This window comes from Pseudomonadota bacterium (assembly GCA_023229365.1).
Taxonomy (GTDB): Bacteria; Myxococcota_A; Polyangia; order JAAYKL01; family JAAYKL01; genus JALNZK01.
Genome location: JALNZK010000016.1, coordinates 32,663 through 52,829 on the forward strand (window position 1 = coordinate 32,663; position 20,167 = coordinate 52,829).

General features: G+C 64.6%; 22 protein-coding genes and 1 pseudogene. 12 read left to right on the forward strand and 11 right to left on the reverse strand.

The annotated features are described in order from the left end of the window. Positions 1-45: 45 nt before the first annotated feature. A complete protein-coding gene (locus tag M0R80_10470; protein ID MCK9460052.1) occupies positions 46-810 on the reverse strand; it encodes a hypothetical protein in 765 nt (254 codons plus the stop codon). A 33-nt stretch (positions 811-843) separates the two neighbouring features. Next, on the reverse strand, positions 844-1,182 hold the full coding sequence (locus M0R80_10475; protein ID MCK9460053.1) for a hypothetical protein: 339 nt from the start codon (positions 1,180-1,182) through the stop codon (positions 844-846). A 431-nt stretch (positions 1,183-1,613) separates the two neighbouring features. Here M0R80_10475 and M0R80_10480 point away from each other — a divergent pair, with 431 nt between their 5' ends. Beyond that, positions 1,614-2,291, forward strand: coding sequence for a response regulator (locus M0R80_10480; protein MCK9460054.1), 678 nt, complete (start codon positions 1,614-1,616; stop codon positions 2,289-2,291). A gap of 70 nt (positions 2,292-2,361) precedes the next feature. Here M0R80_10480 and M0R80_10485 read toward each other — a convergent pair whose 3' ends face one another. Both M0R80_10485 and M0R80_10490 read right to left on the reverse strand, forming a co-directional pair. Beyond that, a complete protein-coding gene (locus tag M0R80_10485; protein MCK9460055.1) occupies positions 2,362-3,003 on the reverse strand; it encodes a response regulator in 642 nt (213 codons plus the stop codon). Beyond that, positions 3,000-3,353 carry a zinc ribbon domain-containing protein gene (locus M0R80_10490; protein ID MCK9460056.1) on the reverse strand — a complete coding sequence of 118 codons (354 nt, stop codon included), beginning with the start codon at positions 3,351-3,353 and terminating at the stop codon, positions 3,000-3,002. The genes M0R80_10485 and M0R80_10490 overlap by 4 nt, the downstream gene beginning before the upstream one ends. 420 nt (positions 3,354-3,773) lie before the next feature. Here M0R80_10490 and M0R80_10495 point away from each other — a divergent pair, with 420 nt between their 5' ends. Both M0R80_10495 and M0R80_10500 read left to right on the forward strand, forming a co-directional pair. After that, positions 3,774-5,306: a response regulator gene (locus tag M0R80_10495; GenBank protein ID MCK9460057.1), complete on the forward strand. Its 1,533-nt coding sequence runs from the start codon at positions 3,774-3,776 to the stop codon at positions 5,304-5,306. Positions 5,307-5,317: 11 nt separating this feature from the next. Next, positions 5,318-5,761, forward strand: coding sequence for a response regulator (locus tag M0R80_10500; GenBank protein ID MCK9460058.1), 444 nt, complete (start codon positions 5,318-5,320; stop codon positions 5,759-5,761). A 30-nt stretch (positions 5,762-5,791) separates the two neighbouring features. Here M0R80_10500 and M0R80_10505 read toward each other — a convergent pair whose 3' ends face one another. Continuing rightward, entirely contained in the window at positions 5,792-7,063 is a 1,272-nt protein-coding gene (locus tag M0R80_10505; protein ID MCK9460059.1) for a hypothetical protein, read from the reverse strand. Positions 7,064-7,289: 226 nt separating this feature from the next. On the opposite strand from M0R80_10505, the gene M0R80_10510 reads away from it, so the two are divergent. Then, complete coding sequence (locus M0R80_10510; GenBank protein MCK9460060.1) at positions 7,290-8,147, forward strand: hypothetical protein; 858 nt, start codon at positions 7,290-7,292, stop codon at positions 8,145-8,147. Positions 8,148-8,470: 323 nt separating this feature from the next. Here the strand turns inward: M0R80_10510 and M0R80_10515 are convergent, their stop codons facing one another. The 4 genes from M0R80_10515 to M0R80_10530 form a co-directional block, all read right to left on the reverse strand. Continuing rightward, positions 8,471-9,046 carry a hypothetical protein gene (locus M0R80_10515; GenBank protein MCK9460061.1) on the reverse strand — a complete coding sequence of 192 codons (576 nt, stop codon included), beginning with the start codon at positions 9,044-9,046 and terminating at the stop codon, positions 8,471-8,473. Positions 9,047-9,071: 25 nt separating this feature from the next. After that, entirely contained in the window at positions 9,072-9,653 is a 582-nt protein-coding gene (locus tag M0R80_10520) for a hypothetical protein (protein ID MCK9460062.1), read from the reverse strand. Positions 9,654-9,682: 29 nt separating this feature from the next. Continuing rightward, positions 9,683-10,102 (reverse strand): hypothetical protein, encoded by a 420-nt coding sequence (locus M0R80_10525; GenBank protein MCK9460063.1) that lies wholly within the window; start codon positions 10,100-10,102, stop codon positions 9,683-9,685. Between the two features lie 137 nt (positions 10,103-10,239). Beyond that, a complete protein-coding gene (locus M0R80_10530; GenBank protein MCK9460064.1) occupies positions 10,240-10,653 on the reverse strand; it encodes a winged helix-turn-helix domain-containing protein in 414 nt (137 codons plus the stop codon). 498 nt (positions 10,654-11,151) lie between these two features. On the opposite strand from M0R80_10530, the gene M0R80_10535 reads away from it, so the two are divergent. The 7 genes from M0R80_10535 (at position 11,152) to M0R80_10565 (ending at position 15,671) form a co-directional block, all read left to right on the forward strand. Then, positions 11,152-11,937, forward strand: a complete 786-nt coding sequence (locus tag M0R80_10535; protein ID MCK9460065.1) for a DUF1566 domain-containing protein — start codon at positions 11,152-11,154, stop codon at positions 11,935-11,937. 154 nt (positions 11,938-12,091) lie between these two features. Continuing rightward, positions 12,092-12,640 carry a BatD family protein gene (locus M0R80_10540; protein MCK9460066.1) on the forward strand — a complete coding sequence of 183 codons (549 nt, stop codon included), beginning with the start codon at positions 12,092-12,094 and terminating at the stop codon, positions 12,638-12,640. A 207-nt stretch (positions 12,641-12,847) separates the two neighbouring features. After that, positions 12,848-13,351, forward strand: a complete 504-nt coding sequence (locus tag M0R80_10545; GenBank protein ID MCK9460067.1) for a hypothetical protein — start codon at positions 12,848-12,850, stop codon at positions 13,349-13,351. A 114-nt stretch (positions 13,352-13,465) separates the two neighbouring features. Further along, positions 13,466-13,795 carry a PadR family transcriptional regulator gene (locus M0R80_10550; protein ID MCK9460068.1) on the forward strand — a complete coding sequence of 110 codons (330 nt, stop codon included), beginning with the start codon at positions 13,466-13,468 and terminating at the stop codon, positions 13,793-13,795. Between the two features lie 16 nt (positions 13,796-13,811). Beyond that, on the forward strand, positions 13,812-14,609 hold the full coding sequence (locus tag M0R80_10555; GenBank protein ID MCK9460069.1) for a pentapeptide repeat-containing protein: 798 nt from the start codon (positions 13,812-13,814) through the stop codon (positions 14,607-14,609). Between the two features lie 171 nt (positions 14,610-14,780). After that, positions 14,781-15,062, forward strand: coding sequence for a hypothetical protein (locus M0R80_10560; protein ID MCK9460070.1), 282 nt, complete (start codon positions 14,781-14,783; stop codon positions 15,060-15,062). Between the two features lie 180 nt (positions 15,063-15,242). After that, complete coding sequence (locus M0R80_10565) at positions 15,243-15,671, forward strand: OsmC family protein (GenBank protein ID MCK9460071.1); 429 nt, start codon at positions 15,243-15,245, stop codon at positions 15,669-15,671. A 17-nt stretch (positions 15,672-15,688) separates the two neighbouring features. Here M0R80_10565 and M0R80_10570 read toward each other — a convergent pair whose 3' ends face one another. Continuing rightward, on the reverse strand, positions 15,689-17,641 hold the full coding sequence (locus M0R80_10570) for a PAS domain S-box protein (GenBank protein MCK9460072.1): 1,953 nt from the start codon (positions 17,639-17,641) through the stop codon (positions 15,689-15,691). 203 nt (positions 17,642-17,844) lie between these two features. Between M0R80_10570 and M0R80_10575 the strand changes: the two genes are divergently transcribed. Next, entirely contained in the window at positions 17,845-18,657 is an 813-nt protein-coding gene (locus M0R80_10575; GenBank protein MCK9460073.1) for a fibro-slime domain-containing protein, read from the forward strand. A gap of 1,213 nt (positions 18,658-19,870) precedes the next feature. Here M0R80_10575 and M0R80_10580 read toward each other — a convergent pair. Next, positions 19,871-20,053 (reverse strand): annotated as a pseudogene (locus M0R80_10580) (collagen-like protein). Positions 20,054-20,167: the final 114 nt, after the last annotated feature.

The following is a 20,167-nucleotide window of genomic DNA, read 5'->3' on the forward strand; positions in this document are numbered from 1 at the left end:
CGTCAGCGTCGAAAGAGTCGACGAATCGCTTCCACTCGCGACCCATCAAGCTGATAGAAGACGACATCGCTTCACCACACCTCGCGTCAGCTCGTTTAGGAACGATGCGGCATGGCCACAGGAATAGTCCGAGAGGTCGTTCGCTACGGTTCGGCTGAAACTGGTCACACGGTCGACTGGTAGACTCCGCAACCGACTATCATCGGTTTCATCGTCCGCGATGATTTGAAGCAGAGTGCCGAAAGACCTTCCGTACTCGACGAACGATGCGGGTTCGACATCGGCAACCGCTGCTGCGATCCGGAAATACGTGCCGAACTGCTCGCCTGCGCTGAGGCGCGCCACGCGTTCGTAGGTCGCGATGTCCCAGGGATCGCGGACCAGCTCGAGGCGTTGACCGGTCAGCATGATCGCGAGCGTCCGGTACGGCTCGAGCATCAGCGCGCAACGCATCCCCGGATCGAGTGTCTCGACGAGCTCCGCGAGTCGCACCGCGACGAGGCTCAAGAGCTGCACCTGCGCGTTAATCCGCAGCGACATCGGCACGTCGGAGAAATAAGCGTCGGTATCGCCGTCCTGGAGATCGTCGGTTACCGAGCACGCGGCGTAGAACATCTCGCACACCGAGCCGGCGACGAGCGCCCGCGGCTCATCGACTTTCAGCTCCCGCGACAGAGAGAACACGAGGCCCCCGGGGTGCACACCGCGAACCTTGTCGAGCACCGGCTGGATGAGAAGACGGCACTCCGCATCGAGCAGAGTCCCGGTCTCGGAGATCTCGCCGAGCCACGCGCGCGTGCACCGGCTCACGGCCGGGTTGTTGAGAAACGGGAGCACTGTCCCCTATGGCAAGTAGGGCATTACTTCGTCCTCGCCATCGCGAAGCTCGTTCGCCGTGCTCGACTCGCTCACCGCACGGTCGAACAGCTCTTCGAGCTTCGCGTACGTCGCGTCGCCTTGACGGACGACCTCGAGCCGGACGTCGCCGCCGGCGAGCACTTGGTGCATCGCTGCGATCACCTCGCGCACCTTGGGCTCCAGCGAGACGGTGCCGTCCGGTCCGTAGATCAGGGCGCCGGCCGCGTAGAGCGCCTCGAACCACTCGAGCGTGGTCTTGGTCACCGGCATCTGCGCGTCCCGGATGATGTCCGCAACTTTCGCTTCGGCAGTCTGGTTGCTCATCTGGTTTTCTCCTTTGTTTTGCGCCACGTCGAGGTGGCGGGCACGGTTGTTTCCGACAGTTCGAACATGCCACGGCTCTCCGTATCAGCCTCAACTGCTATCAGTGCCCAAAATTTGCGCATACACAAGAGGTACACCTGTGACATCATGAATCATCTGCACGATATGGTCGTCACCTGCACATCGTGGCAGTCGATAGAGTTTTTCGTCGTTATTTCGTCAGGTTGTAGATTAATCAACCCCATCGGGCGCCTTTGCGGTTCTCCCCTCTCGGGCGAGATCCCGATCAAGCCCGGTGAGAAAAATTCAGGGAAATTGACTTTCGAGGCAGCTCCAAGCCGCGCCGTTGCTGTCTCGCAGCAGATGTCACAGGTGTACCCCTTGGCCGAAGCCTTTTTTTTCCATAGAGTTACCCGATAGGAGAGGCACCGATGCCGACGAAAATGCACGAACCAGAGCCGCCTTCGGAGAGAAACGAGACGATCCTGGTCGTCGACGACGAGATCGATTTCCTTGAAGGTGTACGCAAGACGATGACGGCTTCCGGCTTCTCGGACGTCCTCATGGCGGTCGACATCGAGACCTCCCTTCGGCTCGTGGAGGCGTACGCCCCGGTCCTCGCGCTCGTGGATCTCGATCTCGGTAAGAAGGAGCGGAGCGGCATCGCGCTCATCCAGCAGCTCCTCAAGCTGCAGGGCGGCCCGATCCCGGTCGTGCTGTCCGGCGACCGCACGTTCGAGCAGTTCTTCCGCGCTGCGCGCGCGGGCGCGGTGGATTTCCTGGTGAAGGGTCCCTACGTCGACGTCCCGGGAGAGGTCGCGCGGATCCTCGACGGCGATCGAGGCGCTACGCGAGGGCGGGTGCTCCCCGAGATGATCTCCGACCTCGGATACCTCCGCTCCTTCGGTCTCACGGCCAAGGAGATCGCGCTGCTCATGGAGTTTACGAAAGGCTTCCCCAGCCTGAGCGAGCTCTCGATGCGCCTCGAACAACAGCCGGTGCAGACACGCAAGACTTTTTCCAGGATCTACGACAAGCTCCACATCACGGATTTGCACCAGCTCATCCGCACGCTCACCGTCTGCGAGCTGTTCGGCGCCGAGAGCTGAAAATCGATACGCGCATGCTCGGCGTCGAAAGCGCGCAACAGCTCGTCCGGTCTCTGGCAATCTGCGAAGCCTATCGGGAGGGGATCCCGAGGCCGAGCCTGCGCTCCTCCCGGTAGATCTCGCAGACCTCGAGCGCGCGGATGAGGTGGGGGACATTCTCCACTCCGAGCTTCACGCAGATCCGGGCGAGCGCTTTCGTGATCTGCGCCTGCGTGTCGTCGCGTCGAACGAGCTCCACCACCGCCGATACTTCCTGCGCGGTGAGCCCGAGGAATCGAAGGTAGTTGAGATCGGAATCGATGCGGGGCGCCGGTCGCCCCGGGATCGCGCCTCGCTCGCCGTCGAAGATCCGGCCGGCTTCCCGCGGGACGTCGAGGCTCGGGCCCTTGACGAGATAGTCGATTGCGCCACATCGCGCCGCGCGGAACTGCTGCGGCTGCGACCTGTCGCCGGAGAGCACCACCGGGAGGGCCGGCCCGTGCTCCTTCGCAATCTTCGTGATGAGGGAGAAGCCGCTCTTCTGGGCGGCGCCGAGGTTCAGGTCGATGAGCACCATCTTCGGGCGATGCTCCGCGACGAGCTTCTCCGCCTTGTCCACCTCGGTGGCGATGAACACCTCCTGGAACCCGGCGAGATCGAACGCGTGCCAGGTGTTGAGGAGGAACTCCTCCTCATCATCGACGAGAAGAATCGTCTTATCGCGCGACGTCATTGATCAGATCCGTCGATGCACAGTTGGGCATGAGGTCTGGTGATCGCATTCGAGTCCACTTTACGGTCGGGCATCTTCCACCTGTCGAGCCCGGCGAGCGAAATGAGCACTTGGGCGTAAGCATCTTCGCGCACCGGATCGTACGGCGCCTTAGGCGGGGAAGTGCGCCGTTGTGCCATCTGGGAGATCGTGACGTCCGGCTCCGTGAACACGCCGTCTCGGAAGCACGCCCGGCAGTACTCCGCGACGCGTTGTCCGGATCGGTCCGTCCCGTGCTCGTAGAAGTTCGTCATCACCCCGCCGCAGCTTTGGCATACGCTGGCTGCGCGGCTCTCGTTTGGTTCCGACATCGCATCTCCTCCGCGGACCAATCGCGCCCATGGTCGTGCGCACGACCATTCTGGGGCTGCTCTGCGCCGACCCGTCAAGCCGTACAGGTGTGACAATTCAACGATTACGGGGGGTTGGGTTGTTAACTTTTTTCGGAGGTGATGCCGAGTCAAGTGCTGCAAAACGAGATCGACGGGAAGTGAGCTGCGCGTGATATCTGCCGCCTCGTCCTCGCGCTTACGATCCGCAAGCTCCTCAATAAAGAAAACTGAAAATCGACCGCGCGGAAACCCGCGCCGTTGCTGGATTGTCACAGGTGTACCTCTTGACACCTGAGCACAGGCTAGTTCCATGAATCTGGTGAAGCGAATGCGATGAGCGAGAGCACCAAAATCCCCGAGCCGCTCCACGGGGCCGGCCGCGTACCGCCCGATGCCGGGTTGTACGCTTCGGAAGGCCGATACCGCCGCCTGTTCGAAGCCGCCAAGGACGGTATTCTGATACTTGATGCGGATAGTGGAAGGATCGTTGACGTCAATCCTTTCCTGATGGAGTTGACGGGCTATTCGCACGAGGAGTTCCTCGGCAAGCACCTTTGGGAGACCGGCCCATTCAAGGACGTTGCCGCCTCCATGGGCTCGTTCTCCCGACTGCAGACCGAGGAGCACGTTCGCTTTGAGGATCTTCCGCTGAGGGCCCGCGACGGACGGAAGATCGCCGTCGATTTCATCAGCAACATCTACCGCGCCGATGACGAGAGCGTGATCCAGTGCAACGTCCGCGACATCACGGCGCGCAAGCACGCGGAGGCGAGGCATTCCGAACTCGAGGCGCAACTCTTGGGCGCCCAGAAGATGGAGGCAATCGGCCGCCTCGCGGGCGGCGTGGCGCACGACTTCAACAACCTGCTCAGCGTCATCATCAGCTACGCCGAGTTCGCGATCGACCAGCTGCGCGAGTCCGACCCCGTGAGATCGGATCTCGTGGAGATCCACAAGGCGGGGCAACGGGCTGCGGCGTTGACGAGGCAGCTCCTGGCTTTCGGCCGCAAACAGATGCTGGCGCCCGAGGTGCTGAGCCTCAACGACGTGGTCACCGACATCGAGAGCATGCTCTCGCGGCTTCTCGGCGAGGATGTCGATGTCGTGACACACCTCGCAGAGGATCTCGGCAACGTCACCGCGGATCGCGGTCAGATCGAGCAGGTCATCATGAACCTGGCGGTCAACTCGCGCGACGCCATGCCCGAAGGCGGCAAGTTGACCATCGAGACCGCCAACGTCGAGCTGGACGAGAGCTACGCGGCGCGCCACGTCGCCGTCGTACCCGGGCGGTACGTCCTGTTGTCGGTGTCCGACACGGGGTGCGGCATGGACGCCGAGACGCAGAGCCGCATCTTCGAGCCGTTCTTCACGACGAAGGAGAGGGGCAAGGGCACGGGGATCGGCCTCTCCACCGCCTACGGCATCGTCAAGCAGAGCGGCGGCAACACCTGCGTCTACAGCGAGCCTGGACAGGGCACGGCCTTCAAGGTCTACCTGCCGCGCGTGAGCGCTCCCGTGGTCGAGGCGGCACCTAAACCGGTGTCCGAGGCGCCCAGGGGAAGCGAGACGGTGCTCGTCGTCGAGGACGAGGACGCGGTGCGCAGGCTGACGGAGCGCATCTTGCGGGCAGCAGGGTACAGGGTGCTCGCCGCGTCGAACGGAGGCGAAGCCTTGCTGTTGTGCGAGAAGCACGGGGACGCGATCGACCTCCTCCTGACCGACGTGGTGATGCCACAGATGGGCGGGCGAGAGCTGTTTGCGCGATTAGCGACGATCTCCCCTGGGCTCCGGGTTCTCTTCACCTCGGGCTACACGGACGACACCATCGTTCACCACGGCCTGCTTGCCCCAGGCACCCGTTTCATCGGCAAGCCGTTCAACGCGGCCGCTCTGGCCCGCAAGGTGCGGGAAGTGCTCGACGAAACGTGAGAGGAGAGGGAATGGAAAACGCACCCAAGGGCCGCGTCCTCATTGTAGAGGACGAGACGGCGCTTCGGCATGCCTATGCTCGGATGCTCGAGGACAGGGGATTTTCGGTGAAGCAAGCCGGAGATGGCGAACAGGCAATCGAAGCGCTCGCCACTCGAGCATATGACGTTATTCTGTCCGACATCGCCATGCCTGAAATGGACGGCATCCAACTCCTGCGCGAGTTGCGGCATCGCGATCTCGACGTGCCGGTGATCCTGATCACGGGGTATCCGACCGTGACGGCCGCGGTCGAGGCGGTCGAGTTCGGCGCCCTGCAGTTCCTCGTCAAGCCCATCGACGCCAAGGTACTGGTCGACGCCGTCGGAACGGCGGCCACGCGCAGGCGCATCGCGATGCTCAAGCGTGAGGCGGCCGACGTGACCTCGGACCGCGGGCGTCCCGGGGACGGCTGACGGGTCTCGCGGGCACGTGGCGGAGTGGGCCTATCGAACCATTTCTGCGATCTTCGCGCTGATCGTTTCGAACGCGGGCGACCAGTCCTCGTCGCAGATCGAACAGACGTAGCTCATTTCGCCGAAGCGCTCGTTTGCGAGCTCGACGTAGCGACGCCCCGGGGAAGCTCTCGTAACCTCGACCTCCCCGACCGAACGCGCGCATGCGGGGCGGTAGTACCAGACATCGCCGCCGAGCTCTTCGGCATGGAGCTGCATTTCGTCCTGTTCGAGGCAGCCGTCGAGCTCGTCGCCGAATCCCTGACATGCCGAGGCGCCGTCCTGTCCGCCGAACGGCACGCCGACGATCGCCGCGAAGAAGACCTCATCCGGCTCCTTGAACGACAAGATCTCCTCGTGGAGATGCGCCAGAGAGAAGAGGTGTTCCGGATGCGCGCCGCACGCGAGGTTCACCTTGAGCCCGTCGTACTCCTGGATCTCGCTTTCCGCGAACAGCGCGGCGCCGTCCTCCATGGAGCAGTCCTCTTCGTCGCTCACGACGACCAGCGCGAGCATGGATTCGTCGCGCAGAAAGTCGTCCTGGTCGTCCCGCCCCAACGCGACCACCGCCGATGCGAGCTGCTGCTCGAACCCACAGCCGCCCGTTCCCTGCATCGACAGACACGCTGCGCGCGCCGCGAGGTTCGGATCCGGATCGTCGGGAGTGCTCTCCATCCACGGTGCGGTCTGGCTCGGGCAGCCGATTGTCGTGCTGCCGTTCGTGTGGCACACGCCGACCCCGCCGCCGCCGAGGCCCTGGCAAGTCCACCCCGGAGGGCACTGCGCGGCGGTCTCGTCGCACTCGACGCTGTCGTTGGCGAGCGCGATGCTGGAAACTTCGATTGTCTGGAACCGACCGTAGTCTCCGAACGCCTGGCATTCGGGAGGAACCGTCCAGGGCCACGAGGCGTCGTTGTTCACGCCGTTCGACGAGAACCCCAGGTTGGAGGTCACCACCGCGACGCGGATGTCGTCGATCGCATCGTAAGACGAGGTCGGCAGTGGGTTCGCGAGCGACCCGACGAACGCGAACAGATCGGTAGCGAGCTCCGCCTGCTCCTGGTTCATCGACTGGGAGTCGTCGATGACCAGGAGGAGGTCCAACGACGACGGCCCCGTATCGGTGGTCGTGTCGGTGTCGCCGCCATCGACAGCGTCGTCCAACCACGGCATGGTCTTCATGCCGCAGCCGGCCAAGACAGCGCACAGCGCGAGCCCAAAGATGCGCGTCCACGTGCCTTTCGTCCTGGAGTCCAAGAGCATGATCCCTCAGGTCCGTGTCCCCGACATCACGTCCGGGCCACATTCCTCCAGTACAGTCTCATTCATGGAAAAGAGGGAAGAAATCGTATCTGTGAATACACGCACACCGATTTCACGATCGCTTACCCCGTGTTTCGCGAGGTCGGTCGTTCGTGTTTATATGCTCGAATTGATTCGTTTTTTCTAGCGAAAAGGTTGCGGCGTCCCCACCTCCGGAGCAGACTCGGTGGCACTTGGGGGGGGCATGGGCTCGGACAACGGTATCAGCTCCAGCGACGAGAATCTGTACTCCCGTCTGGGCAAGACGGACGAGACGCCCCGCCGGACTTCGCTCCGCACCTCAGAGCGCCGCGCTCGCTCTTCGTCTCGAAGCCTCCTGCAGCTGGACGAGCCGAGCTGCCACGGGATCACGCCGGCCAGCGTGTCGGCAACGCCGTTCACCGAGATCCTGGCCGAGATCGAGACCGCTCGGTTCGCCGTCGCGGGCGCGATCAAGAAGGTGATGGTCGGAACCCAGGCGATCCTGCACCCCGAGTGCACCGAGCCGGGGGCCGGCCCGCCTGAGATCGACGGCATCCTCGAGTCCGTCAGGGCGCTCGAGCTGAAGATGTGCGCCACTTCCAACGGCGACTCCGTTTTCTATATGCGCGATCCACCTTCTGCCGACGAGCCGATCCGTCAACCGGCGGAGGCCCGGCTCTTGTCGTTCGTGTCCAAGGATGTGCTGTACCTGTTCCCATGGAAGACCGGTGGGAGTGTCGGATTCGGTATCGCGGTCTCGCGCGACGATCTTCGAGCGATCCAGATCGGCGACACCGGCCGCATGTCCTACCCGTTCATGATGTCGCTCGGCGTCACGCCGTTCCTCGCGATGCCGCCCGACGGGATGCTCGCGGCAGCGCGCGAGAACGAGCAGCGCTATCGCGATCGGGCGGGGCACGGGTTTCACCTCCCCACCTTCGTTGAGGCCTATGTCGATTTTCTCGCGTTCGTCGTCCAGGAGACCCCTGCCGCGCTCGGAGCGCTGCTCCTCTGCGAGAGGCACCCGCGCGCGGCGGAGGAGCTGGTGATCGAGCACGACTAGCTGACCGCGAAGGTCTCCTCGGCGGCCCTCTATTTCCTCGGGTACGAGGAGACGGGTTATCGACCGAACGCCTCGCAGAGGAGGAGCCTGAGAGAATCCGAGGTCTCGCGGTCGTGCGGGCTGGCCTTGATCGACGCACTGGTCGGTTGGAAGAACCAATGCTGCCGGAGCTCGGTGCTCGGGGAGTTCGCGGACAGCTACCGCGATTTGCACGTCGACAAGATCGCCGACGTGCTCGTGCGGCAAAAGCCGTGATGAAGTGGGACCACGGCGACGCTGTGCTCGTTGCCTGACCGGAGAATCTTGTCGAAACGGCGCGCGGTCTATGGAGCAGGTGGTGGTGGTGCGTGATCCCCAGGACCGTTTCCGGGCGGCGGGGTCGGGCCTCCTGGAGGGTTCGGACCGCCGGTCGGCGGCTTGGGATCCGTCTTGGACCCCGGACCGTCACATCTCCCGGGATGCTTCGTCGGATCGCGCTGGCACTTCATCGCCGTCATGAAGTCGTGTCGCTGGCTCTCGCCCAGGATATCCAGGAGCGCGAGCTGGAATTCGAATCCACGCGCCTCGATCCGGTCGGCTACCTTGACGAGCTTCCGGTGCAGCCGTTTGAGATCTCCCGTATCCGGATCAGGAGAGATCCACTCCCGCTCGAACGCGTCTTCGAGTTTCCGCTGTTCACCGAAGAGCGGTTTCATGTCGCGCTCCAGCTCGATGAGCAGCTTCTGTACCTGTGCCTTCTGGTCCTTCGCCAGATGCAGCCTGACGAACACCTCGTCCTCGATCGTCGGGATCCGTCTCGGTGGCGGCGGTCCACCCTGCGCCGCGGCGACGAACGGGGCCAGGAGCATCAGGCAACCGATGGTTGCTCCGAGCAGGCGGTTCTTGGTTGCTGTTTCCATGTCGGGCTTCTCCTTCACGTGTGGGTTACTGCGCTGGTGCGCCCTTCGGCGCCGCCGCGGGGGCCGGCCGGTCCCCGATCGGCGGTTTCCCGTCCGATCCCTCCGGGGCAACCGGGCGGCAGGAGAGGCGTCCGCCCTCTGCTCCCTCGGGCGGAGCCGAGCAGGTGCCCTCTGTCGCACGGTCGCCGATCTTCATCGAGCAGGCGTCGCCGGTCTTCTTCCCGTCGCACGCGGCAAGCGCCTCCTCGGGCGGCCGACCTCCCCCTGGACCACCCGGCGGCGGCATCATCGCGTCTCCTCCCGGTGGACGCCCCGGCGGAGGCCCTTGAACGCGACACGAGAGCTTCTCTCCCCCCGCGTCGCCCGGCAGCGCGGCGCACTCGCCCGTCAACTTGCCCTCCCCGAGCGGCACCTCGCACGCGTCCCCGGCGCCCTTGCCGTCGCATGCCGCGAACGCCTCGGCGGGAGGTTGACCGGGCGGCGGTGCGACGCCCTCGGGCATGTCGCCCGGCGCGGCCGCGGTGCCAGCGGGTTCGCTGGCGGAGCTGCACGCTCCGAGCGCACAGCAGAGCAGGGCCATCGAGATGATGCGAATGCGGTTCCTCATTCCAGCCTCCTTCTGTGGAAAGTCCGGATCTAGTCCGTGTCGACGTCCGCGTCGTCGGTGGTCGTGCCGTCGAGACTGAAGACGAAAGTCTTCATGTGGGTCGAGGTGATCGAGTACGCCTTCTCGTAGAGGAGCTCGTCGTCCGAATCGAACACCTTGCAGGTGAGATCGGTCATGTCGGTCTCGTCGTCGTCGTCGGTATCGGCCGTCGCATCCGGGAACACGTCGATGGTGATGGCGTCCTCGATCTCGACGGTCTCCGAGAACAGGTACACGTCGGTGCTGGACTCCTCGCCGAGGAAGTCGACACCGTCGCCGTCGTCGATCGCGTAGATCCCGGAAAAGCTGGCGCCCTGGCCGTAGAGCTTGAACGTCACCTCGGTCGGGTACGACTCGCACCCGGCGAAGACGAGGACGGCTGCCGCCGCCGCGCGGACGATCCTCCACATCCCGTCACCTCATGGCCTGCGGCTCCTTCCCTGTCTTCAGCTCGGGAAGCGCCCTGCCGCAGTCTCGACGGAGAGTGGCGCCCCACGCGCGGCGGTATGACCGCGCGCCGAAGGTTTCCTGTAACGATTTGTAACGCTCAGGGGAGGTCGATCAGGTAGTAGCCGATCCCGCGCGCGGACCTGAGCTGCAGGCGCGCCCCGATCCTCTCGCGCAGCTTCCTGCGAAGCCGCCCGATGCAGACGTCGATCCCCCGATCACGGCCGTTCCACTCGTGCCCGTAGAGGCACAGGGAGAGCTCGTCACGGGTCACCGGGCGTCCCGGCTCAACGGCCAGCAGCGCGAGCGCGGCGAACTCAACGGTCGAGAGACGGATCTCCTCGCCGTCCAGCCAGAGCGTGCGCCGCCCCCGGTCGAGAGTCGCGTTCCCCAGCTCGATCCTGTCCTTCTGAGGAGTCGTCCGCCCGTCTCCTTCTCCGCGCCCAAGAGAGACGTGGTCGCTGACACGGGTTCGTATGACAACGATCCATGCTCTGGCGCGAATCTCTAACACGGATTGCGAGATAGAACGGATCGTCCTACCCTCATGCGGGCGACCTAAGATGCGAGCGACGGCCGACAGAACATAGCGGGGCTCTTCTCCTGGAGTCGGACATGCCAGACGGGGACCGAGGATCGACTACCCTCACAGAGGAGGAGACTGAGAAAATCCGAGGTCTCGCGGTCGTGCGGGCTGGCCTTGATCGACGCACTGGTCGGTTGGAAGAACCAATGCTGCCGGAGCTCGGTGCACGGGGAGTTCGCGGACAGCTACCGCGATTTGCACATCGACAAGATCGCCGACGTGCTCGTGCGGCAAAGGCCGTGACGAAATGCCACGCTGGTGCTTCCGAGGCAGCAACAGGGGAGCCTGTAGGGCGGACCGAGTTGCCGCAGGTCGTGAACGAAGTCGGTGCGCACGGCCACTGAAGGGAAGTGATCTTTCTACAAGGGGGGAAGTATGAAGCGGACCATGCAAACGCTTCTCACAGCGTGTGCTCTCGCCTGTTTTATGCTGGCTTGTGGAGAAAACGCTGGCGGTGACGGTGACGCCGACGCGTCCTCCGATACCGATGCGGACACCGACAATGACTCGGACTCGGACTCGGACAGCGATACAGATATCGACACGGATACCGACACCGACACCGATTCGGATACGGATATTGACACCGACACGGACACTGACACGGATACAGACACAGATACCGATTCGGATACAGACACCGACACGGACGCGGACACGGACACGGACACCGACATCGATACCGATTCGGACACTGACACCGACACCGACGCCGACGCCGACGTTTGCTCGGCGAGCGGCAACTGGTACGACCCTGCGACCGGGCTATGCTGGCAGAGCCCACCGTCGGACGGCACGTTCCCATGGGATGACGCGGTGGCCCACTGCGACGGTCTGTCCTCGGGAGGCTTCGACGACTGGCGCCTACCATTCATACAGGAGCTGATATCGCTCATGCGGGGCTGCGTGGACGGCACCGAAACAGGCGATCTGAGCACCAGCGCCTGCGTGGTGGCGGACCCCGGGTGCCTCGACCTAGCGTGCCTCGACTCGGGCTGCGAATATTGCGATGTTTTCGAAGGGCCGGATGACGATCCCTCGGGCTGCTACTGGGATCCGGCAGTGGGGGGTGAGTGCAGCTGGTACTGGTCGTCGTCGACCGTTACCGGATATTTTTCATTCTCGTGGCTCGTGAGCTTCAACACCGGCAGCGTGAGTAGCGGCGGCAATACTAACGCGGGCAATGTTCGTTGTGTTCGTGGCGGACCTTGATCTCGGCCCTTCATGTCTTGGAATCTCTAACTGGGAACTGGTGGGCCAGCACGGTGGCCGAGAACCGCGCGGAGTACGGCCGTGCACAGGACGCCTCGCGCCTCGTGTTCGAGAATGGTCCCGAGCGCTCGACTCGGGCAATGGGGAGCAGCCAATGAGGCACCTGGTCACCCTTCCGCTCGTCGGGTTCCTGGTCGCGTGCGGAGCCGGCCCGGAGGCGCAAAGGAAAGGCCAGATCCCGACGCCGGCCCTGGGGCCCGGCGAGGGACATCCGAGCCCGGGCCAGGTTACCGCGACGACCGCCCCGACGGCGACGAGCGAGCTGCCGCTCATAGGGGTGGCGGTGGACGAGTTGCCGATCCTCGTGGGGAAACCGTTTTCGCTCACGATCTTCATCAGGACCTTCGGCGGCACCGCCCCGATCCTGTTCGACCCGCCCCTCGATTGCCTCGAGCTGCTGAACGAGCCTATCATAGTTGAGGACGGCCTCGGCACCGGCGAAGGAGCCGACCATGTTCCTCTCCCGGACGGGGCCAGGAGCTTCTCGAGCACGTTCCGGTTGATGTCGGCCGAGCCGGGAAAGTACCTCCTGGGGCCGTTCGTGGCCGAGGTCGACGGAAAGAAGTACAAGGGGCCGGTGTACTCCCTCGAGGTCGTTCCGGCACAGGGTGCTGGCGATCACGGGGAAGGCGAGGTCGATTGAGCCGGTTCCACGCACACCGCGGTTCGGCCCGGTAGACCTCCGACGAGTGCGGCGACGATTGGGAGCACTGCTGCATCGCCGGCGACTCCTGCGCGTGAGGTCGACGCGGTTCCACTGGTTTCTCTTTGCTCGGCCCCGTGTTCCCCTCGACGGCTACTTCGACACGGCCGACGAGGCAGAATGCTTCGAGTGAAAGATGGTGGCGTCATGACGATGGAAAAAAAGATCGCTAAGGTCTTCCGCCTCGACGACGAGAGCTGGATGAGGCACGCCAACCCGTGGAGCGTCGGAACGCGCTACTCCGTGCTGCCGCTCATCGTTCTTTCCTTCTGGTCCCGGATCTGGCTCGGCTGGTGGTGCGCCGTGCCGGTCGTCCTTTTCCTCGCCTGGATGTTCTTGAACCCCGTCTTCTTCCCCAAGCCCCGCTCGACGAGGAACTGGGCCTCCAAGTCCGTTCTTGGGGAACGGGTCTGGATGAACCGCAAGACGATCCCCGTTCCGGCTCATCATCGTCTCATGCCGGGCATCCTCAACCTGGTTTCCGCTGCGGGCATGATCCTGTGCATCTGGGCCATCGTCATCCTCTCCCCGTGGATGGCCGCCCTCGGCGTCGCGCTGGCCTACCTGGGCAAGAGCTGGTACCTCGACCGGATGGTCTGGCTCCTCGAGGACATGAAGAGCCGGCCCGAGTACGCCCCGTGGCTCTACTAGGAAGCTCTACTGCTGCCTGCAGGTCGTCAACTTGGTGGGTCAAGTCAGGGAGGCCGGAAGTAGCGGCACACATAGTACCTTGACAGGCAGAGTACCATGCCCTAGAGTGCCCATATGGATTGGAGCAGGCACACCTCGGACCTCCTTCGCGGTCACATCGACACGATCCTCCTCAAGCTGCTGCTCGGCGGGGACAAGTACGGATACGAGCTGACGAAGCTGGTCTTCGAGGGTTCCGGGCGAGCCTTCGAGGTGAAGGAGGCGACGATGTACTCGTCCCTCAAGCGGTTGGAGCAGGAGGGCTCCATCCAGACCTACTGGGGGGACGAGACCCAAGGCGGGCGCCGCAAGTACTGCCGCATCACCCCCGAGGGCCGTGCCGCCTACGACGCCAAAAAGAAGGACTGGGAGCAGGCCAGGAAGATCCTGGATCGACTGCTCTGAAACGAAAGGGATCCCCATGGACGATCGACTCGCCTCATTCCTCGGCACCGCCTTCGCCCCGTATGGCGACTTCCCGGGACGCGCGGATGTCATCGAAGAGCTCCTCGCCGACATGCGGGAACGCCTCGCCGACCTCAAGGCCCAGGGCATGAGTGACGACGAAGCGTACGAGGCGGCCGTCGGTGGCTTCGGCGATGTCGCGGAGATCATGGAGCATGTCCCCCGGAGCGCGGGCGATGCCACGGCGCCGTCCTCTCGGACCCCGCAGGTGAGCACGTTGGTCCTCGATGATGCCGACCTCAGCGGATCCGTGCTGACCGGAGCGGACTTCAGCAACAGCGCGTCGCGTCGGACGAGCTACGAGGGGTCTGATCTCACTCGGGCCACGTTCAAGGGCACCGCGCTGCGAGGCGCATTGTTCGCGGGTGCCACGTTGACGGATGCGGAGTTCCGCCACGCTGATCTCCGTGGTGTGCGATTCGACGCAACGGATCTCACGCGGGCGCGATTCCTCGGAGCTGCCATGAAAGGGGCGACCTTCGTCGGAGCGACCCTCACCGACACCGATTTCGGCCGATCCGATCTCACCGACGTCTCGTTCGACTCGATGACGCTGCAAGGGGTCGCCTTCGACAGCGCTTCGCTGAGGGGAGCCTCGTTCAAGAAGGCGACGTTGCGAGGAGTGTCGTTTCACCATTCCGCCGTGAAGCGGGCGGCGTTCGACGGCGCGGCCATGGACAAGCTGATCTTCGCGGTGCTGAAGGGTGCCAAGGCGCGCCTCGATGACGTCCGGATCATCGGCGATACTCCCTAGAGCACCGAACAGCTGCCCGTCACGCATGCCCCTCGCAGCCTGTCGAGGGCGTGGAGGTTCTCGACCGTGCGGAGCGCGGATGCGAAACGCTGTTCGACGACTGGAAGGAAATGGGGTGGACGCGACATTGCTTGACCGTCCAGACAACGCTTTCACAAGGGAGGTATCTACATGGGGCGTAAATCAATTCTGGCCGTCTTGATCGTCGCTGCTTGTTGGCTCGTCTCTCCGCTCGGCTGCGGGGATGACGACAGCGGGCCTACGGATTCCGGCACGGACACGGACACCGACTCAGACACCGACACGGACACCGACACGGACACGGACACCGACACGGACACGGACACCGACACGGACACGGACACCGACACCGACACCGACACGGACACCGACGCTGACAGCGGCGCCCCTGATGGAGGCACCGAGGACGGAGGCGTGGACGCCGGCAAGTAGCCGTAGTCCCGTTTTTACCTCCGCGCGAGCACCCACCTGAGGATCGCCGGCTCGCTCTTTCCACAGCCATGTCCGCCTAACCGCCGGAACATGCTGCGTTTCGATCGTGCCCGAGCCTTTTCCCGGCGCACATCTCGGCGCGCGGCGGTAGAGTCCCCTTCGGGGGCAAGAGGTGGAGCCATGCCGTCCGAGATGACCGTCCACGCCACGTACGCCGGTGGGATGCGGGTGACCGCGACCAACGGCGAGCACACCCTGACCACCGACTACCCGCTCGCACCGGGAGAGAAGGCGGCCGGGTTCCGGCCCATGGAGCTGATCCTTGTCGCCCTCGCCGCCTGCGCGGGCAGCGCAGTGGGGCTGCTGCTCGGCCGCATGAAGCAGCCGATGCAGGGGCTCGACGTGAACGTGCGGGCCGAGCGCTGCGACGAGCATCCGACCGTGTTCACAGCCATCGCGATGGAGTTCGTCTTCCGTGGCGCCGGGCTCGATCCCGCTGCGATCGAGCGGGTGATCGCGCAGGCCGACGATCAGCTGTGCCCGGTCTGGGCCATGGTGAAGGCGTCCACACCGATCACGACGACGTACCGCATCGTGGAGGCGGGGTAGGGGGCACTGACGTCCTGTCAGGCGAGCGCGGATTGCATGACCGCCCTTATCTCCTCGACGGTGTAGGGCTTGACGAGAAAACCCGCGCTGTCGCGCAAGGTACAATCCGTGAGAACGGAATCGATCGGGTAGCCGGTCGTGATGACGATCTTCGCGTCCGGGAACCGCTCCCTGATCCGCTCCGCGGCTTCCGCACCACCCATGCCGCCTGGAACCGTCAGGTCCATGAGCACGGCGTCGAAGCCGGGACCCGACTCCCGAGCACGGGCAAACATGTCGATCGCAACCGCGCCGTCGGACGCCGCCTCCGTCTCGTAGCCGAGCGCGTTCAGGATGCGGCACGCGACCTCGCGGACGCAGTCTTCGTCGTCCATCACCAGGATGCGGCCGTTGCCTGCGACGTGAGGGCTCTCCGGCGGTTTGTCGACCGTCGCTCTCTTTGTCGCGACCGGCAGGTAGACGTTGAACGTCGTGCCCTCGCCCGGCGACGACAGGGCCTCGATGTGTCCATCATGCTGTTTCACTATCGAGTGGCAGATGGCGAGCCCGAGACCGCTCCCGGTCTTCTTCGTGGTGAAGTAGGGGTTGAAAATCCTGTGCAGGTCCTCGGGGGAAATGCCAGATCCCTGATCGTGGATCTGGAGCTTCACGTACTGGCCACTCGCGAGCGGACCCTCGCCCTGCGCCGAGGCGGCGACGTTTGCGGCTTCGATCCGTATCAGGCCGCCATGCGGCATCGCCTGAACGGCGTTGATCACCAGGTTGTTCAGTACCTGTGTGATCTGTCCCTCGTCGGCTTCTATGGGCGAGAGGTCGGGCTGCAGCCGGAACTCCGCCCGGATATTCGCACCATGTAGGGCGAAATCGACGGCCTCCCGGAGCAGCGGTTCGACCAGAACGGTCTTCTTCCTCGGCTCTTTGCTTTTGGAAAACGAGAGCAGCTGGCGTGTCAACGCGCGGGCCCGAAGGCACGCTTTTTCCGTCTCTCCCATGAGGTGAAACGCCTTGCCATCGTCCGAGACATAGTCCTGCGCCAGGCTCAGGTTGCCCAGGATAGCGGTGAGGATGTTGTTGAAGTCGTGGGCGATCCCGCCGGCGAGCAGGCCTATCGACTCGAGCTTGTCCGATCTCGCGAGCTCCTCCTCCAGACGGCGCTTGATCGTGATGTCGAACAGGATGCCCCGAATGCCCACGATCCGTCCTTCGGCGATGATGGGACCGGAGTGGATCTCGCCTATGAACTTCGTCCCGTCCTTTCGGAAGAAGGTGCGCTGTCCGGCGATGCTCGCACCCTGCATGATCTGGGCGACGTCGGCCATGGAGGCGGCCCGGTTCTCCTCCGTGATGAGGTCCGAGACGCGCAAGGTGAGCGCCTCCTCGAGGGAGTATCCGAAAGTCTCCGCGGCGGTCCTGTTGACGTAGAGGAACCGTCCTTGAATGTCGAACTCGTAGACGCCGACGGGCAGCGACTCGGTCAGCGTCCTGTACTTCTCCTCGCTCAGCTTGAGCGCCTCGACCGTCCGGCGCTGCTGCTCCTCCCTTCGCCGGCGTTCCGTCACATCGAAGATCACGCCTTCGACAAACAGCGGATTCCCGTCCGCCCCGCGCGTCGGCCGCCCGCGCTCCTCGAAGTGGAGCATGTCGCCCTTCCGCGTTCTGAAGCGGTACTCCACAACGAACGGTTCGTTCTTTTCGATCGCGATGCCGACAGCGCGGACGACGCGGGGCCGGTCGTCCGGGTGGATCAGCGGGTCGATCGAGCAGACCTCGCCGTGGACGAGGTCCTGCGGAGAGTAGCCCGTAAGCTCCGCCAGCATGTCGTTGAGGAACTCCATCCGGCTTCGCTCGCGCAAGTGGACCCGGTAGACGATGCCGGGGATGTTCTGCGCGAGCGACTTGCAAGCATCCTGAGCAGATCGCGGATCTTCAACAACTATCCCAGCCCGCCCGCCGTTCGTGTCTTCCTGCATAGTCTCGTACCCGCGATGCTTCTGTGTTCTCGTGACGCACGGCTATCGTTGCCTGTTCGAGGAATGTTCAGCAGTTGAAAAGCTTCGCGCCTCGCGACACGAAGGTCAAGGGTTGAGAACTGCCACGCGCCTGCACGATCGCCTCGTTCTTCCGCCTACGCCATCGTGATAGAATCCATGATCAACAGACCGGGGGTACAGACATGACCATGAAGTGGAGCGGGATGGTGCTGGCTTTGGCGGCGGCGATGTTCGCCGGGTGCGATGGAGGCGAGGCGCCCGGCAGCGCGGGGACGGACACCGACACGGACGGCGATTCCGATTCCGATTCGGACTCTGATTCCGATGTCGACTCGGACACGGACACCGACTCGGACTCGGACGGCGGCGCGGACACCGACGAATGCGAGAGCCTGGTCGAGGTCACGTATCACGATTTCGCCGACGAGCACCCCGACTTCGGCTGTCACATGTCCGGTGCGGGGATCACCTACGGCCTGGTGCTCGACACCCTCGATGCCGACCGCAAGCCCCAGTACAACCCGGACATCCCCGCCGTCACCGGCGGCTCCAACCCGATGATCACGTCGGCGGAGACGTTCGCCCAGTGGTTCCACAGCGTCGACGGGGTCAACACGACGTCGACCGGCACGCTCCCGCTCGTCGAGGATCCGCCGGGCTCCGGCGTCTACAAGTACGAGAGCACGGACTACGTCGTCGTACCCGGCCAGGGCTCCTTCACCTCGGAGATCCATTCGGAGTTCGTCTACGAAACGGGGCAGGTGTTCACGTTCTCCGGAGACGACGATGTATGGATCTTCATCGACGGGACGCTCGCGGTCGACGTCGGCGGGCTCCACACCGAGGAAACCGGCTCGATCGACCTCGACACTCTCGGCCTCACGCCCGGCGAGACCTACAACATCGACATGTTCCACGCGGAGCGCTGCTACCCCGTGAGCGTCTTCAAGCTCCAGACTTCGATCGACTGCTTCACGCCGGTCGTCGTCGAGTGAAAGGTGCGGCCCGCGAGCCTCCCCCCCTCCGGCAAGCGGTGAGCAGCCGATTTGACTGATCAGGATGCTTCCCCCTCGCCATTTACTGGAGAGGGGGACCGAGGGGGTGAGGTGAACGGAGCACTTCTTCGCGCGTTCAGAACGTGCAGCAGGCGATGGGGCGGGCCACGTTGCAGGAGTAGGTGGTGCTCATCTCCCCGGTTCCGGAGAGCATCAAACCGGTGTAGCTCGTGCCGGTGTGCACCCAGCTGTCACAGGTGCCTTCGTAGCTGACCCAGCGACCGAACGCCGGGGCGCCGCCCACGGTGAACGCTCCGGTGAGGGTGATGCTGGGCTCGATCCAGGCACCTCCTGCCGGGATGGGATCGGCCGACACCGCCCCGACGTATTCTGCGGCGTGGCACATGTGGGAGCCGGGATACTCGGCGACGCAGGCCGCGTGCATGGAAGGGCGCCCGGTCATGGGCGCCATCGCTGCCGTGAAGCCGGCGAAGGTGGCGCTCGACGCACCGTTGCAGCAGGCCAGCGGCCGGGCGGTGTTGCAGCTGTAGGTGGTGCTGAGCTCTCCGCTCGCGCCGAGCATCAGCCCGGTATAGGAGGTGCCCCCGTGAGACCAGGTATCGCAGGTGCCTTCGTAGCTGTTCCAACGGCCGAACATGGCGGCGCCACCCACGACGAAGCCGTCGTCCTGATCCACGCTGGGATCGATCCACGCCCCGCCGACGGGGATCGGCGACGCGGAGTTGGACAGCACGTACTCCGCGGCGTGACAGAGATGAGCCCCCGGGAACTCGGCGGCGCACGCCGCGTGCGCGACCGGCCTGCCGCCCATGTTGCCCGTGTAGGTGGCGACGGTGAATCCCGCGAAGCCCCAGTCGATCTCGCCGAGGGCGCCCGAGCCCGGCGGCCCCGATGGTCCCTGTGGTCCGGGCGGTCCCGCCGGCCCGTCGGCTCCGTCGGTGCCATCGACACCGTCGACGCCGTTGGTGCCGTTGGTGCCGGCCGGTCCCTGCGGTCCCTGGATTCCCTGCACGCCTTGTTCGCCTTGCAGCCCCTGCGAACCATCGGCGCCGTCCTGCGCGATGATCTGCCAGTCGACGCCGTCGAACACGTACGATGCGCCGGCGACCGTGTCGTAGTAGCCGTCGTTCACGGACGGTGAGGGGGGCGGGGCGTCGAGCTCGCCGAGCCACTCGACAGGCAGACCGTCCACGCCCGCCGGACCCTGCGGCCCCTGCGCGCCGGTCGCGCCGGTCTCCCCCTGCGGCCCGGCGATTCCCTGCGGACCTGTCGCGCCGGTCTCCCCTTGCGGACCGGTCGCGCCGGTCTCCCCCTGCGGTCCGGCGATTCCCTGCGGACCGGTCGCGCCGGTCTCGCCCTGCGATCCCTGCGGCCCCTGCTCGCCCTGCTCACCCTGCGGCCCGGCCGGACCCTCGGGCCCGACATTCTCCTCGTCGCTCCTGCCCTCGCTCCCGCTGCAGCCGAGCGCGAGGAGGCAGACCGCCGCGCC

Excerpts from the sequence above, each read along its gene's own strand:
- M0R80_10490 (MCK9460056.1), bottom strand. The coding sequence starts at position 3,353 with ATGTCGGAACCAAACGAGAGCCGCGCAGCCAGCGTATGCCAAAGCTGC.
- M0R80_10560 (MCK9460070.1), top strand. The coding sequence starts at position 14,781 with ATGGGGCGTAAATCAATTCTGGCCGTCTTGATCGTCGCTGCTTGTTGG.
- M0R80_10575 (MCK9460073.1), top strand. The coding sequence starts at position 17,845 with ATGACCATGAAGTGGAGCGGGATGGTGCTGGCTTTGGCGGCGGCGATG.
- M0R80_10480 (MCK9460054.1), top strand. The coding sequence starts at position 1,614 with ATGCCGACGAAAATGCACGAACCAGAGCCGCCTTCGGAGAGAAACGAG.
- M0R80_10535 (MCK9460065.1), top strand. The coding sequence starts at position 11,152 with ATGCTGGCTTGTGGAGAAAACGCTGGCGGTGACGGTGACGCCGACGCG.
- M0R80_10565 (MCK9460071.1), top strand. The coding sequence starts at position 15,243 with ATGCCGTCCGAGATGACCGTCCACGCCACGTACGCCGGTGGGATGCGG.
- M0R80_10475 (MCK9460053.1), bottom strand. The coding sequence starts at position 1,182 with ATGAGCAACCAGACTGCCGAAGCGAAAGTTGCGGACATCATCCGGGAC.
- M0R80_10505 (MCK9460059.1), bottom strand. The coding sequence starts at position 7,063 with ATGCTCTTGGACTCCAGGACGAAAGGCACGTGGACGCGCATCTTTGGG.
- M0R80_10550 (MCK9460068.1), top strand. The coding sequence starts at position 13,466 with ATGGATTGGAGCAGGCACACCTCGGACCTCCTTCGCGGTCACATCGAC.
- M0R80_10500 (MCK9460058.1), top strand. The coding sequence starts at position 5,318 with ATGGAAAACGCACCCAAGGGCCGCGTCCTCATTGTAGAGGACGAGACG.
- M0R80_10515 (MCK9460061.1), bottom strand. The coding sequence starts at position 9,046 with ATGGAAACAGCAACCAAGAACCGCCTGCTCGGAGCAACCATCGGTTGC.
- M0R80_10545 (MCK9460067.1), top strand. The coding sequence starts at position 12,848 with ATGACGATGGAAAAAAAGATCGCTAAGGTCTTCCGCCTCGACGACGAG.
- M0R80_10555 (MCK9460069.1), top strand. The coding sequence starts at position 13,812 with ATGGACGATCGACTCGCCTCATTCCTCGGCACCGCCTTCGCCCCGTAT.
- M0R80_10485 (MCK9460055.1), bottom strand. The coding sequence starts at position 3,003 with ATGACGTCGCGCGATAAGACGATTCTTCTCGTCGATGATGAGGAGGAG.
- M0R80_10540 (MCK9460066.1), top strand. The coding sequence starts at position 12,092 with ATGAGGCACCTGGTCACCCTTCCGCTCGTCGGGTTCCTGGTCGCGTGC.
- M0R80_10570 (MCK9460072.1), bottom strand. The coding sequence starts at position 17,641 with ATGCAGGAAGACACGAACGGCGGGCGGGCTGGGATAGTTGTTGAAGAT.
- M0R80_10525 (MCK9460063.1), bottom strand. The coding sequence starts at position 10,102 with ATGTGGAGGATCGTCCGCGCGGCGGCGGCAGCCGTCCTCGTCTTCGCC.
- M0R80_10520 (MCK9460062.1), bottom strand. The coding sequence starts at position 9,653 with ATGAGGAACCGCATTCGCATCATCTCGATGGCCCTGCTCTGCTGTGCG.